The organism is Streptomyces sp. NBC_01508, assembly GCF_045040315.1.
Classification (GTDB): domain Bacteria; phylum Actinomycetota; class Actinomycetes; order Streptomycetales; family Streptomycetaceae; genus Streptomyces.
On sequence record NZ_CP109419.1, the window covers coordinates 4009112 to 4022506 of the forward strand.

Here is a 13395-nt window from a genome sequence, read left to right on the forward strand (position 1 = left end):
GTTTTCCGGCGCGGCTGAGGCGCTGCGGCTCAGGCGTTGCGGCTCAGGCGCTGTCGCACGCCCCGGACATGGCGTACGGCGACGCCTGCCGCTCGGTGGCCTCGATGAACTCCTGCAACGTCCGGCGCGAGCGCTGAAGCATGTCGATGTGATCGTCCAGTCCCCGCTGGCGCGTCCGCAGCATCGCCAGGACATCGTCGCAAGGCATGAGTTCAGGCCCGACACCGGTCGCGCAGGGCAGCAGGAACGCGATCTCCTCGGTCGAGAGCCCGGCTTCGAGCAGCCGTCTGATCTGTGCCACGGTCACGACCGCGTCGCTGCCGTACTCGCGGTAGCCGTTCGCGCCACGGGCCGGTTCGAGCAGGCCCTGGGCCTCGTAGTACCGCAGCTGATGAGCGTTGACGCTCGTCCGCCGGCTCAGCTCCCCGATCAGCATGACTGCTCCCCCTTGACCTTCATATCGGTATGAACGTTGAAGATTCTGTCACGCGCACCATCCACATCGAGGAGCGAACCATGCAGAGTCGCGATGCCACCCCCACCCCCGTGACAATCCTGGGCCTGGGCCTGATGGGCGGGGCGCTGGCCGAGGCGTTCCTCCGTGCGGGGCATCCCACCACGGTCTGGAACCGCACGGCGGCCAAGGCCGACCCTCTCGTCGCCAAGGGCGCGACGCTCGCCGGCTCGGTCGCCGACGCCGTCGCGGCGAGCCCGCTCGTGATCGTCTGCGTCCTGGACTACGACGCCGTGCACGCGTTCCTCGACCCGGTGGGCGACGGCCTCAATGGCCGGGTCCTGGTGAACCTGACGTCGGGCACGTCCCAGGGAGCCCGCGAGACGGCCGAGTGGGCGGCCGGGCACGGCGCCTCGTACCTCGACGGCGCGATCCTGACCGACCCGGACGGCGTCGGTACGGCGGAAGCCGTCGTCCTCTACAGCGGACCGCGGGCGACCTTCGAGGCCCACGAGCCGACCCTCAGGCTTCTCGGCGGGGCCACGGCCCACCTCGGCGACGACCACGGCCTGTCGTCGCTGTACGACGTGGCGGTGCTGGGCCTGATGTGGGGCATCCTGAACAGCTTCCTCCAGGGCACCGCCGTACTCGGCGCGGCGGGGGTGAACGCCTCGGCGTTCGCGCCGCTCGCGACCGAGAGCATCAAACTGGTGGCGAGCTGGGTCACGGGATACGCGGAGCAGATTGACAAGGGTGAGCATCCGGCCGTCGACGCCAGCCTGAACACCCATCTGGCCTCGATGAACCACCTCCTCCATGAGAGTGAATCCCTCGGCGTCAACACCGAATTCCCGGCGTTCCTGAAGGCCCTCGCCGAACGGGGCGTGGCGGACGGTCGCGGCGACGACGACTACACGTCGATGATCGAACTGTTCCGCAAGCCCTCGGGGACGCGGGAATAGTCCACAGTCCGCCACGACTTGGAGCCGAACATGACCACCACCACACCAGCCACGCCCTCCGCACCCTTCAACCCGCGCACGCTGCTGACGCGGAGCCGCCTGGGCGTCCTCGCCACCATCAAGTCGGACGGCCGCCCCCAGCTCTCCCCCGTCATGCCGTTCTACGACGAGGAGGCCGGCGTCCTGTACGTATCGATGACCGAGGGCCGGGCCAAAACGGCGAACCTGCGCCGGGACCCCCGCGCCGCCCTGGAGGTCACCGGCCCCGACGGCTGGTCCTGGGCGACGGCCGAGGGCCCGGTCACCCTCACCGGACCAGGCACCGACCCGGACGGCCCGGAGGTCGACGCCCTGGTGGACTACTACCGCCGCGCCTCCGGTGAGCACCCGGACTGGGACGAGTACCGCTCGGTGATGGTGACCGACCGCCGGGTGCTGATGACGATGACGGTGGACCACGTGTACGGCGCCAAGATCGCCTGACGGTACGGCCGTTCCACCGGCCCGGCCGGTCCGTTCCGGCGCGCGGTGGGGCTCCCCCGGGGGGAGCCCCACCGCGTACACCGGTGGGCGCCGGTGTCCTGCTGCGCTGCCACTCGTTGCGGATGCCTGGAGGTGGTTGCCGTATGAAGGGTGATCGGCACCCGAAGTCGGATGCCGAAGCGGCTCCGCGGCGGGCGGAGAAGGCCGACACGGCAACTGTGCGTGAGTGGTCGTTCGTCATGTACCCGCAGTACGAGCCGACACAGGAGCAGTCCGACCCCTCTCCCGTAGAGCAGGCGGCGGGCCTCGGCCGACCGGGCTACGCCCGCTCGCCCGGCGGCCGGTAGTCCGGGCACAGCGAGTGCCCGCACCGGCACGGCGGCCAGCGGTGCACGGCGTCCTCGGGAAGCAGGGGTTGATCGGAACGGCGGCCGTCCGTACGCACCACCAGCACGCCGTCCGTGCCGAACCGCTCGGTCAGCCGCGACAGGATTCCCCGGGCGTTGCTCTGCGTCATTGCGCACCTCGCCTCAGTCGGTGGAGCACGCGCTCCAACAGCTCTCGGGTGACGGGGTCATAGACGCGCGGCACACACTCGGGCACGAGCCGCCAGAAGCCTCCGGCATGGATGACGGCTTCAAGTTCCGCCGTTCCGGGGTCTAATGCGGCGCTACCGCGAGGCGGCGGGCATGAGCCTGGAAAGCCTGGCGACGGTGGTCAGATACGCGAAAAGCTCCCTGGCCCGCTTCGAAACGGCCGAAACGATGATCCCGGAGGACCTTCCGGACCGCTTGGACGAGGTGTTCGGAACGGGCGGGATCTTCGGGAAGCTGTACGCGCTGGCGCGGAAGGAGATCCACCCGGATCAGTACCAGCGACGGATGGACCTGGAAGCGCGGGCGCGCGTCATCCAGGAGTACGCCAGCCAGCTCGTACCGGGAATCGTCCAGACGGAGCCGTACGCCCGCGCGCTCTTCGAGATCCACAACCCGAAGGCCACGCAGCACGAGATCGATGAACTGGTCGCGGCGCGAATGGGCAGGCAGGGACTGCTTGTCGCCGACCCGGCGCCCGATTTCTCCGCCATCCTGGATGAGGCGGTACTGCTGCGTTCGTACGGCGGCCCCGCCGTCATGCGGCTCAACTGACCCGACTGCTCGACCTGACGCTCACACCGACCAGCATGATCCAGGTTCTCCCATTCGCGCACGGGGGACATGCCCTGGCCAACGGATCACTGACGTTGATGACGCTCGAAAAAGGCACCCAAGTCGCCTACGAGGAAAGCATTTCCACCGGCACCCTCCTGGAGGAAAAGACACTCGTCAGGGCCAAGCATCGCGCCTACGATCTGCTCAGGGCCAATGTCCTGTCGCCGAAGGACTCAGCGGCGTTCATCCGAGCAGTCATGGAGGCACTTCCGTCATGAGCAGCAGCCAGGCCCACGCTCAGTGGGTCAAGTCCACGTACAGCAACGGCAACGGCGGCGGCTGCGTCGAATGGGCTCCCGCCCACATCCCCACCACCGGCACCGTCCCCGTCCGCGACTCCAAGGACCCCGCCGGCCCCGTCCTCACCCTCACCCCCACCGCGTGGGCCACCTTCGTCGCGTACACCGCAGCGCCGAAATCAAGTGGCTGACGCCGCGAGTGCGGCTACTGTGCGCGGATGTCGTACCAACTCGACGCCTTCATAGGTGATTTCGGCCGGTTGCGAAGCTGGGCCGAAAAGGTACCGGGGGCACTGGTCGCCCCGCTCGCGCAGCGCATGGGGTTGGTGCCACTGCCCGCCGCGATCCGTGATGATCTGCCGCGCACGCTGTGCGAGCTGTCCCAGGACGGACCGGTCGCCCATGTGCGGGCGGACTTCTGGGGCGGCGACGGGGAACAGGGCGCAGCCGTGTGGCGGGCCGGTGTACGGGAGTGGGGTCCGGTGCACACCTCGCAATTCGCCGGCCCCCGGGAGAACTGGCCTGTCAACGCGGCGCTCGCCCGACTCGGCGTGGTGCCGGCCGGCCCCGGCGCCCCGGAGTACCGCGATCTGTTCGTGGAAGTGGGCCTCGGCCAGGGGCGGGACGAGGAGGACTGGCGCCGGGCCGCCATGAAGGCGTACGGCGTGGCCGACTACGACGCGTGGTACGCCAGGGAGCAGGCCGAGCGGGAGTCCGAGGAGCGTGCCGCAGCCGAACGGGCCGTCTATGAACGGCTGCCCGGGGTCACGGTGCCCCTCAACGGCAGGGAAATCATCACCCTGCTCGGCATACCCCAGGGCAGGACGGTAGGGGCGGCCATTCGCCACCTCCAGCAACTCCACCTCGACCACGGCCCGCTGTCCCGCGAGGAAGCCGAAGCCGCACTGCACACCTGGGCAGCAGAGCAAGGCCGGTCGTCCCGCACTACCGCGACGGGCGGCAGATCCTGAAGGCGCGGGGTCTGTGGGCTGCGAAGTGCCTTCGGTCACGGCGTCCTCTGCGGCAGCGGTGTAGCGATCAGCGCGTCTGAGGCTCCGCGAGGGTCACTCGCCCCGTTGGACACGCACCTGGCTGAAGTCGCCCGCGTGTAGCGCCTCTGCCGGTATCAGGTAGTACATGAGCCCGCCGTCACCCCACTCGAACCCGCCGCCGCCGCTGAGTTGGAGGAGCAGGATCTCGTCCTTCCCTGTGAGGTTCCCCTGTTGGGGATACGGCCAGCCGAAAGCGCGATGGCCGTGGGCGTATCCGTCCGTGCCCGGCGGCCAGGTCGTGTGGATGTCGGCCGCCTCGACCACCGGGATCCGGTGCTCGTTGCCGGGGCCGAGGTCGAGCGAACCGACGACGGACTCCTCGTGTCCCGGCAGTGTGATGACGGGATCGGCCTGTGCCGGAAGCTGGCCGAAGACGTACGCGGGCGTCGGCGCGGGTGTCTCCACCGCCTTCTCCGGATCCGCGGCGATGACCCGCCAGGACCGCGCGTCGCTGAACGGGTTGATGCCTTCGTACTGCTCGTAGTCCACGTAGGGCTGGATGTGGAAGAAGTTGAGCAGTCCGGGACTGGTTCGGAGCTGGTCACCCAGCCACGGCGCCAGGGCGTCGACGTCCAGTACGGCCAGCAGGCTGAGCGGTATGCCGTCGGCCTCCGGCCAGGGCGTGCCGGGGTCCAGCAGGGCCGCCCCGCCCAGCCGGCACCGGCCCGTGGGTCGGTCTCCGGCGGCGGCGATCCGGTGGCTATGTCGGGCCAGCGCCGCCATGTTCCGTCCGCCGTGCTCCCCCAGCACCTCGGCGCAGTGCCGCTCCATCTTCGCGATCAGTTCGTCCACGTTCATGTGAGCATCGAACCACTCACCTATGACAGCCGAACGACCAGCCGACAGGCTCGGCGGGCGAATATCCGGTTGCCGTTGGCAACGAGGGGTGGATGCGATGTCCGGCATGGTCACCCAGGCAGGCTCGCCGCGGCGAGATGAATCCGTCCAGATCGGCGCGCTCGTTCCGCTGACTCCGCCCGGCTGGGTCGAGGAGGAGTACGCACGCGCGCTGTTCCAGTTGCACGAGCCAAGGGCGACACCGGGTGAGATCGAAAACCTGGTGAGCGCCCGTTTGGGCCGCCAAGCCGCGTTGCGCGCCGACCCGGCGCCGGACTTCTTCGCGATCCTCGACGAGGCGGTCCTGCTGCGTTCCTTTGGCGGACCAGCCGTGATGCGCGCCCAGTTGGAGTTCCTGCTGGAGATGACGCTCACCCCGACAACCGTGATCCAGGTTCTCCCCCATTCTCAGGGGGACATGCCATGGCGGGCGGATCCACGAAGCTGATGACTCTGCCGAACGGCACCCAGATGGCCTGGGAGGAGGGCAGTGTCGTCGGGACAATGATCGAAGAAAGGACTGCCGTCGTGGCACGCAGCCGGACATACGATCTGCTCAGGGCGTGCGCCCTGCCGCCGCACGAAACAACGGCGATGATCCGGTCCGTAATGGAGGCGTTGACATCATGAGCACCACCCGCACGACCTGGGTGAAGTCCAGCTACAGCGGTACCGGCGGCAACAACTGCCTCGAATGGGCTCCCGCCCACATCCCCACCACCGGCACCGTCCCCGTCCGCGACTCCAAGGATCCCGCCGGCCCCGTCCTCACCCTCACCCCCACCGCGTGGGCCACCTTCGTCGCGTACACCGCCGTCAGCACCGGCGCCACCCGCTAGGTGTACTGACCGGAGACGTTGATTGAGAGCAGGGCGTTCCGCTCGGCAGTCACGAGGCCGGGGTTGAGTGTCTTTCAACCAGGTCTCTGGCGAGCTGACTGATGCGTTCGCGGGCTGTCTCTGGGGTGAGTATCTCGATGTGGTCGCCGAACTGGAGGAGCTGACGCACTGACTCGATGTCGGGGTAGCGGACGACGACGGTGCACCAGCCGTTTTCCGCGTCGGAGACGTCGTGGATGCGGTTGCCGAGGATGCGCCGCGCCAGGTCGAGTCCGTTTTCTGGCAGGCGGACGGTCACGCTCACGCGACCTTGCCCCTCTGTGCGTTCCTTCAACGCGGCCCATCTGGTGCGGAGGGTTTCGCCTCGTCGGAGAGCAGCTGGCGCGTCGAGTTGTTCGTAGGACGAGAGTCGTTCCAGAGCGAACAGCCGACCGTTCCCCTGGTCATCGGCGATGAGATACCAGCGACCGGATTTCGCGACGATCCCGTACGGGTCGACCACCCGCGTTGAGGCCTGATTCTCGGCGCTGCGCCGGTATTGGATTCGCAGTCGGCGGCGGTGTCGCAGTGCCGAGGCCAGATCCGATACGTCGACCGCTGCCTCTGAGTCAGCAAACCACGCGGTGCTGTCTACCAGCACCAGGTCCGCCAGTTGCAGCAGGCTCGGCGACCCAGGTGCTGCAGCCTGCCGAGCGGCGATCTTGCGCGCGGCCGACTCCCACACCGCAGACAGGCCCATACGCTCAAGTTGCGCGCTGTCCAAACCGGCTACGGAGAGTGCCTCCAGCTCTGATGGTTCCAGATGCGATGCGTTGAGCCGTGCACTGGGGAGCAAGAAGATCCCCCCGTTCCGCCCGCGCTCGGCATAGACAGGCACACCTGCTGTCGAGAGCGCCTCGACATCCCGCAGCACGGTCCGCCGAGACACTTCCAGACGCCCGGCGAGCTCGGTGGTGGTGATGCGCTGACGGGTCTGCAGGAGCAGCAAGAGATGCAACAGCCTCGAAGCCTTCATACGGACCAGCCTTTGCGGAAAAGGTGACAGGTTCTGTCGCGATGCGGCGATCAACTGGAGCAGTACCGAGAATTCAACGATCTGAGGAGCGCACTATGCCCGCACCCAACCTGTTCCTGATCGGCGTCCGCGACGCCGAGACCGCTACTGCCTTCTACAGCGACCTGTTCGAGATCGAACCGACCTTCATCAGTCCCCACTACGTAGCTTTCGAGGTTGCCCCCGGCGTCCTGTTCGCGCTGTGGACGGGCTACAGCGAGCATGCGGTCCCGAGCACCCCTCGAACGAGCGAAGTCGGACTGATGGTCCCAGGAGGAGCGACCGCGATCGACGAGATCTTCACGAGCTGGGTCTCGAAGGGAGTCCATGTCGCGGAGGAGCCACACGACGCTGTCTTCGGTCGCACGTTCGTCATCACGGACCCCGACGGCAACCTCATCCGGGTTTCCCCGGTGGACTGATCTTCACGACCCCGGAGATCACCCACCAAAACACCCAAGACCGTGACGAAGCGGTGCGTCAGCCTGCGACTGCGCCTGCGAGAAGGGCCGGTCCAGCTCGCCGCGAGACTCGACATCGCCCCGTCGACAGTGCACCGAATCCTGCGATCGGTCCGACCGAACCGACTCGCCTACGTCGATCGAGCGACAGGTGAACCCGTCCGCCGGTACGAGCACGACCACCCGGGATCGCTCGTGCACGTGGACGTGAAGAAGCTCGGGAACATCCCCGATGGAGGCGGTTGGCGGTACGTCGGTCGCCGCCAAGGCGAGAAGCACCGCGTCGCGACACCGCGTAAGTCACGCAACGCCTACGGCGGCCCGACGCTCGGATACGCGTTCGTGCACACCGTCATCGACGACCACTCCCGCGTCGCCTACACCGAGGTCCACGATGGCGAGACGGCCGTGACCGCAGTCGGCGTGCCGCATCGCGTGGTGGAGTGGTTCGCCGAGCGCGGCGTCACCATCGAAAGGATTCTCTCCGACAACGGCGGCGCCTACCGGTCCTACCTGTGGCGCGACACGTGCGACACCCTCTCGATTACACCGAAGTACACGCGCCCTTACCGTCCGCAGACCAACCGCAAGGTCGGACGCTTCCACCGCACCATGGCCGACGGCTGGGCCTACGCCCGCTGCTACACCAGCGAGCAACAACGCCGAGACGCTCTGCCACCGTGGCTGCACCAGCACCGTCCGCACAGCGCTTGCGGCAACCAGCCCCCGTTCTCACGGTTGATCAACCTCCCCGACCAGTACAGCAGGGCGCACGCCCGTCTGTTGGCCAGGGCCCGCGCCCAGTGCCGTCGTCAGGCCGCGATGACCGAGGACGAGGCCGGCTCCCCGTCCCCTCAGTGAGGTCGCGGGGAACCGGCACGCGGTCCTATCGGACGTCGATGTAGTCACCCGCGGCGTTGACCGCCGAAGTCGTCGAGTTGCCCGCGAAGGAGAAGCGGTAGTAGCCGTCGGCCGTGGCCTTCGTCGTGGTCTTGATGTTGCCCCGCGAGTCGGCCTTCACGGTCTTCACCGTGCTGTAGGTGTCGGAGTTCTTCTTGCGGAACTGGAGCTTCACCGACTGGGAGCCGTAGGCGCCGAACTTCAGCGTCTCCCAGTTGGCGCGGGTGAGCGCGCCGGTGGCGGTGATGGTCCTGCCCTTCACCACCGGCTCCGGCGCGGCGTTGGCAGTGAGCTTCGCGGTCCGCTGGAACGAGAAGGAGCCCGCCTTCTCCTTCCATACGAAGTCGTCGTCGTTGGCGGTGATCCAGGCGTCGACGTACCAGGTACCGGCGTTGGAGTTGCTGAGGTAGTCGGTCTTGGGGTCGATCTTGACCGAGGCGGTGCAGGTCGAGGTGGTGGCGCTCACGACGGTGCAACTGGGCTTGCCGGTGACCTCGATGCCGTAGCCCGGGCCGATGAGGGTGAACGCTTCGGCACCCTTGATGCCCGAATCGTCACTCGCTGTCACGCTGACCTTGATGGTGTTCGTCCCGGATGTGCTGATGGCCACCTTGTTGTCACCGTCGACGACAACCTTGGTGATCTTGGTGTCCCCGATTCCGCCATCGGCCTGCGCGGCCGGGACAGCGATGGTGGACAGGGCCAGCGCGCCGGTTATGACAGCGACAGAGGCGCGGATGCGCATGAGTCTTCCCCTCGTTCGAAGAACGCGGCCCACGGCTCGCTGGCGGGCCGCGCTCTTCTTCTCGTTCACGTTTGCTGGATCAAGTGATCTCGTTGAGATGGGACAAGAGATGAGGGCGAAAGGTTGCAGAAGATGTGAGAAATTTCTGCACGTACCGTGGAGGCACACGGTCCGGTTCCGGTGATGGTGCTGCCCGCCCCGGGGCCGGGGCAGCAACGGCGATGTCGCTCGCGGGTTCCTGGACCGGCGGCCCGGCAAGCCGATATTCGGTTGCCTGTCGGCGACGGCGGTGGATGCAATGTCCGGATGGTCACCCAGGCACGCTCACCGCGGCGAGATGAATCCGTCCAGATCGGCGCTCTCGTTCCGCTGACTCCGCCCGGCTGGGTCGAGGCGGGCCAACACCTGCTCGCCGGGCTTGAGTTGGCCGTCGGCGAGGTCAATGACGCCGGTGGGATCGGCGGAAGGCCGCTGGAGCTGGTGGTCCGGGACACCGCCGCCGATCCGCTGAAGGCCGAGGCGGCGGTGGACGAACTGGCCGGCCTGGGCGTGGCCGCCGTCGCGGGCGAGTACCACAGCGTCGTCGCCCGCGCCGCCGCCGCCCGAGCCGATGCCGCCGGGCTGCCGTACCTCTGCTCGTCGTCGGTGCTCGACGCGCTCACCGAACAGCCGACGCGGTGGGTCGCGCGCCTGTCCCCGCCGCAGTCGCGCGGCTGGCGGACATACGCGGACTTCCTTCTCGGCGCGGGCCACAGCCGCATCGCCGTAGCAACGGCGCCGAGTGTCTACTGGGCGGCCGGGACCGGCATTCTGCGGGACCACCTCGCCGCACGCGGTGGCACCGTCACCGAACTCGACACGCGCACGCTCGACCCCACGGCCGTGTGCGACGAACTCGTCGCCAGCGGCGCCACCGCCCTCCTCCTCCTGGCCGGCACCCCGGAGCCGGCGGTACCGATCGTCAAGGCCGTCCGCCGCGACGCGCGCCTCGCCGAGATGCTGATCGGTGCTCCCGCCGGGCAGCCGGAGTTCACCGAATGGGCGACGCTGCTGGGCGACGACGGCGCCGCGATCCCGTTCCTGCGCTACCTGCCCGAGCGCCTCACCCCACTCGGCGTACGAGTCGGGACGGCCCTGCGCGAACGGCTGGGCAGAGCGCCCTCCTTCGTCGCCTTCGAGGGCTACGACACCATCGCCGTCCTGGCGGACGTGCTGCGCTCGCACGGTACGGACCAGGCGTACGACCGGGCGCGCACCGCCGAAGCCTGGCCGCGCGTCGCGGTCGACGGCACCCGCGGGCGGATCCGGTTCTCCCGCACGCCGGGGATCAGCGTGTGGCAGTGGACGTGGGCGCCCATCCAGGTCGTTGACCGCGACCCGGCGGCACCCGACCGCTTCCGGGTCCTGCACGCCGGCTGACACAACGTGACGCGGTAGCAAATGCGGCGCCGTCTCCCTGTCCCGCGGACAGCCACGTGTGCGCCGAGTTCGACTCGCCGTTCGAGGACGCGAGCGGGTGGGAGGGCGCAGAAGTCAGCCGGCGCCTTTCACCGGGGTGCTGCTGCGTCCACGGTGTCGGCCGCTGAGCTCGGCGTCCAGTGTCTGCTGGGCAGCGCGCATGGCCTCGGCGTATACGGGATCCTGCAACCGCTGCCACATCTGACTTTCAGAGAGGTCCTCCACGTGGCTGGTGACCCACCAGATGTTGCCGAAGGGGTCCCGCATGCGTCCTCCTCGCTGCCCGAACGCGTCATCGGCCGGGGAAGTGACGAGCCGGCCGCCGGCTTCGAGGGCCTGCGAGAACGTCTTGTCCACGTCGGCCACGAACACGTTCAGCAGACTCGGCATGGCGGGCCAGTCAGCGTGTCGGTCGAAGGCCATCACAATGGTGTCGCCGACTCGGATCTCAGCGTGCCCGATCAAGCCGTCCTCGGTCGCCACCCGCGACAGTTCCTCCCCGCCGAACACCTGGGTGACGAAGTCGAGGAATCCTCCTGTGTCATCGGTGACCACCCAGGGCGCGATGGTCGTGTAACCCTGCGGAGCGGCGCTTGTGTTGGTCTGCTCAGGCATAGCGGTCCCTTCGAAGGCGTCTGCTGTCAGCAACCTAGAGGCCGTCTAGGACAGAGTTTGTCCTAGGGCGTGTTGCGAAAGTAGCGCCGTCCGCCCGAAGGGCGGGGCCGACGGCGTCTGGTGCGTGCGATCGCAAGGCGGAGGAGGGAGGCGTGGCGGGAGCCGTGCCTCCCCTTCCGCCGTCAACGGAGGGGCACCTCCCGTGGCCCCTCGGAGGCTACGGGCGAGAGCGTGCGTGCCAGGGACCGCGAGCCCGGCAAGATCCAAACGAGAGGCCCCAGGGCGTGCTCAGCCGACCGGCCGGGCCGGCGGTGCGACCGCCTCACGCAGTTCGGCGGCGGTCCGGGTGACGAGCTCGGAGAGGGTCGCGTCCGGGTCGGCCAGCCAGCGGGACGTGGCGCGCCGGGAGACGGCTATCGCCACGTCGATGATGAAGCGTGCCTGGCCGGGCTCGACGCCGCGGTGTTCGAGCGCCCGCGCCAGCGCGTCGGCGATGGCGGCGAGCTTGATCAGATCGCGCTCGGCCAGTGCCGGGCTGGCGGCGATCACCCTGACGCGGCGCAGCAGGAACTCGCGCGAGTGAAAGACCTCGTCGGCGGTCCCCAGCGCGGTCAGCAGCGCCTCGATCGGCGTGCGGCCGGGGTCGGCCGCCTCGACCCGGGCGGCAAGGTGGGCTTCGAGTTCGTTGCCGGCGAAGAGGACTTCCCGCTTGTCGGGGAAGTAGCGGTAGAAGGAGCGCTCGGTCAGACCGGCGGTGCGTGCGATCTGCGCGACGGTGGTGCGCTCGAACCCCTGCGTCTCGAACAATTCGAGCGCCGCGCGTTCGAGCCGCCCCTGTGCGTCTGACTCCCATCTCGGCATACCCGCCAGGATATGACAGCAGAGACTGTCGTCACGCCGCTATGCTTGATGACAGCAGATGCTGTCATCATCAGGAGATTGTCATGAAGGCTCTTCAGTTCGACCGGTTCGGATCCCCGGACGTGATCGTGCTCCGCGAGGTCCCGAAGCCGGAGCCGGGACCCGGCCGGATCCGGATCGCCGTGCGGGCGTGCGGGCTGACGCCGGGCGACTGGGCGGTGGTCGACGGCCTGCTCGCCGACCGGTTGCCGCCACTGCCGCGCGGGCTCGGCGTCGAGGTCGCGGGCACCGTCGACGCGCTCGGTGAGGGCGTCGTCGGCGTCGAGATCGGCGACCGTGTGTTCGGCCCGGCGGCCATCGACGGCCCGACGGCCGGGGCCGCCGAGTATGCGCTGATGGCGGTCTGGGCTCACATGCCCGTGGACATCACCGCCGAGCAGGCCGCCGCGCTGCCGATGGCGGCCGAGACGGCATGGCACGCGCTCGACGACCTCGGTGTCCAGCCGGGTGAGCTGCTGCTCGTCCATGGCGCGGGCTCCACGGTGGGTGAGGCGGCGGTGCGCTTGGCGCTGCACCGGGGTGTCCGGGTGATCGCCACCGCCGGGCCGACGCGGGCCGCAGCCCTGGAAGAGATCGGCGCCCGGGTGACCGGTTACGGCGACGGCATGGCCGCACGCGTCGCCGCACTGGCCGCAGGCCGCGTCGACCGCGCCCTGGACACGGCCCCGACCGGCGGCCGGATCGACCGCGCCCACCAGGCCGGCCCGGGCGGCGGCTCGCTGCCGACCCTGATCGAGCTGACCGGGGACCCCGACCGCGTCCTCACCGTCTCGGACTTCGCCGCCGCGGCCGAGCTGGGCACCCGGATCACCCAGATCGAGATGCGCTACGACCGGATGACCGAATTCGCCCGGCTGGCCGGCGAAGGCGTCCTGGCCGTATCGGTCGCCCGCACCTACACGCTCGACCAGATCCAGGAGGCGGCCAAGCTCAGCCAGTCCCGTCGGCCCGGCGGCAAACTCGTGCTCGTCCCGTGATCGGGTTACCGAACTGATCAGAGGCCACCGCACGATCTTCAGGAGTCCGTACAACTCCCTGACAAATCCCTCGACAACCCGGCGCCAACAGAGCCGTCGAACGAGGTTTCGGAGAAACGTATCCTCGTTTCCTGCAACTGCTACCTTCGTGGAAGAGGAGCCCAAGCTCCCTCAACTCCCCCTCACG

Annotated in this window: 17 protein-coding genes and 2 pseudogenes; 12 read left to right on the top strand and 7 right to left on the bottom strand. The window is 68.6% G+C overall.

Translation table 11 applies throughout. From position 1 onward, the window contains the following. Positions 1-43: 43 nt before the first annotated feature. Entirely contained in the window at positions 44-436 is a 393-nt protein-coding gene (locus OG700_RS18405) for a MerR family transcriptional regulator (RefSeq protein ID WP_405614874.1), read from the bottom strand. An 80-nt stretch (positions 437-516) separates the two neighbouring features. Here OG700_RS18405 and OG700_RS18410 point away from each other — a divergent pair, with 80 nt between their 5' ends. Both OG700_RS18410 and OG700_RS18415 read left to right on the top strand, forming a co-directional pair. Beyond that, on the top strand, positions 517-1416 hold the full coding sequence (locus OG700_RS18410) for an NAD(P)-dependent oxidoreductase (RefSeq protein WP_405614876.1): 900 nt from the start codon (positions 517-519) through the stop codon (positions 1414-1416). A gap of 30 nt (positions 1417-1446) precedes the next feature. Then, positions 1447-1899 carry a PPOX class F420-dependent oxidoreductase gene (locus OG700_RS18415; RefSeq protein WP_405614878.1) on the top strand — a complete coding sequence of 151 codons (453 nt, stop codon included), beginning with the start codon at positions 1447-1449 and terminating at the stop codon, positions 1897-1899. 319 nt (positions 1900-2218) lie between these two features. Here OG700_RS18415 and OG700_RS18420 read toward each other — a convergent pair whose 3' ends face one another. Then, entirely contained in the window at positions 2219-2416 is a 198-nt protein-coding gene (locus OG700_RS18420) for a hypothetical protein (protein WP_405614880.1), read from the bottom strand. Positions 2417-2588: 172 nt separating this feature from the next. On the opposite strand from OG700_RS18420, the pseudogene OG700_RS18425 reads away from it, so the two are divergent. The 3 genes and pseudogenes from OG700_RS18425 to OG700_RS18435 all read left to right on the top strand — a co-directional run bounded on the left by OG700_RS18425 (position 2589) and on the right by OG700_RS18435 (position 4320). Next, a pseudogene (locus OG700_RS18425) lies at positions 2589-3328 on the top strand (DUF5753 domain-containing protein). Next, positions 3325-3540, top strand: coding sequence for a DUF397 domain-containing protein (locus tag OG700_RS18430; protein WP_405614882.1), 216 nt, complete (start codon positions 3325-3327; stop codon positions 3538-3540). Before OG700_RS18425 ends, OG700_RS18430 begins: the two are co-directional and overlap by 4 nt. Before the next feature lie 27 nt (positions 3541-3567). Continuing rightward, positions 3568-4320 (top strand): hypothetical protein, encoded by a 753-nt coding sequence (locus tag OG700_RS18435; protein ID WP_405614884.1) that lies wholly within the window; start codon positions 3568-3570, stop codon positions 4318-4320. Between the two features lie 93 nt (positions 4321-4413). Here OG700_RS18435 and OG700_RS18440 read toward each other — a convergent pair whose 3' ends face one another. Further along, entirely contained in the window at positions 4414-5199 is a 786-nt protein-coding gene (locus tag OG700_RS18440; protein ID WP_405614886.1) for a DUF1963 domain-containing protein, read from the bottom strand. Positions 5200-5296: 97 nt separating this feature from the next. On the opposite strand from OG700_RS18440, the gene OG700_RS18445 reads away from it, so the two are divergent. The 3 genes from OG700_RS18445 to OG700_RS18455 are packed head-to-tail and all read left to right on the top strand — an operon-like array spanning position 5297 to position 6077. Continuing rightward, complete coding sequence (locus OG700_RS18445; protein WP_405614889.1) at positions 5297-5686, top strand: DUF5753 domain-containing protein; 390 nt, start codon at positions 5297-5299, stop codon at positions 5684-5686. After that, positions 5686-5868 (top strand): hypothetical protein, encoded by a 183-nt coding sequence (locus OG700_RS18450; RefSeq protein WP_405614891.1) that lies wholly within the window; start codon positions 5686-5688, stop codon positions 5866-5868. The genes OG700_RS18445 and OG700_RS18450 overlap by 1 nt, the downstream gene beginning before the upstream one ends. Beyond that, on the top strand, positions 5865-6077 hold the full coding sequence (locus OG700_RS18455) for a DUF397 domain-containing protein (RefSeq protein ID WP_405614894.1): 213 nt from the start codon (positions 5865-5867) through the stop codon (positions 6075-6077). Before OG700_RS18450 ends, OG700_RS18455 begins: the two co-directional genes overlap by 4 nt. 49 nt (positions 6078-6126) lie before the next feature. Here the strand turns inward: OG700_RS18455 and OG700_RS18460 are convergent, their stop codons facing one another. Beyond that, the gene (locus OG700_RS18460) at positions 6127-7092 is read right to left on the bottom strand and encodes a helix-turn-helix transcriptional regulator (RefSeq protein WP_405614896.1); all 966 of its coding nucleotides are present in this window, start codon (positions 7090-7092) and stop codon (positions 6127-6129) included. A gap of 95 nt (positions 7093-7187) precedes the next feature. Here OG700_RS18460 and OG700_RS18465 point away from each other — a divergent pair, with 95 nt between their 5' ends. Both OG700_RS18465 and OG700_RS18470 read left to right on the top strand, forming a co-directional pair. Beyond that, complete coding sequence (locus tag OG700_RS18465) at positions 7188-7553, top strand: VOC family protein (RefSeq protein WP_055548848.1); 366 nt, start codon at positions 7188-7190, stop codon at positions 7551-7553. Then, positions 7554-8453 (top strand): annotated as a pseudogene (locus OG700_RS18470) (IS481 family transposase); the annotation flags it as partial. Between the two features lie 25 nt (positions 8454-8478). Here the strand turns inward: OG700_RS18470 and OG700_RS18475 are convergent. Then, positions 8479-9237 carry a calcium-binding protein gene (locus OG700_RS18475; protein ID WP_405614898.1) on the bottom strand — a complete coding sequence of 253 codons (759 nt, stop codon included), beginning with the start codon at positions 9235-9237 and terminating at the stop codon, positions 8479-8481. Positions 9238-9543: 306 nt separating this feature from the next. Between OG700_RS18475 and OG700_RS18480 the strand changes: the two genes are divergently transcribed. After that, on the top strand, positions 9544-10656 hold the full coding sequence (locus tag OG700_RS18480) for an ABC transporter substrate-binding protein (RefSeq protein ID WP_405614900.1): 1113 nt from the start codon (positions 9544-9546) through the stop codon (positions 10654-10656). Between the two features lie 114 nt (positions 10657-10770). Here the strand turns inward: OG700_RS18480 and OG700_RS18485 are convergent, their stop codons facing one another. Then, entirely contained in the window at positions 10771-11310 is a 540-nt protein-coding gene (locus OG700_RS18485; protein WP_405614902.1) for a VOC family protein, read from the bottom strand. A 288-nt stretch (positions 11311-11598) separates the two neighbouring features. Next, positions 11599-12171: a TetR/AcrR family transcriptional regulator gene (locus tag OG700_RS18490; RefSeq protein WP_405614904.1), complete on the bottom strand. Its 573-nt coding sequence runs from the start codon at positions 12169-12171 to the stop codon at positions 11599-11601. Positions 12172-12254: 83 nt separating this feature from the next. Between OG700_RS18490 and OG700_RS18495 the strand changes: the two genes are divergently transcribed. Next, entirely contained in the window at positions 12255-13208 is a 954-nt protein-coding gene (locus OG700_RS18495) for an NADP-dependent oxidoreductase (RefSeq protein WP_405614906.1), read from the top strand. The last annotated feature ends 187 nt before the right edge of the window (positions 13209-13395 follow it).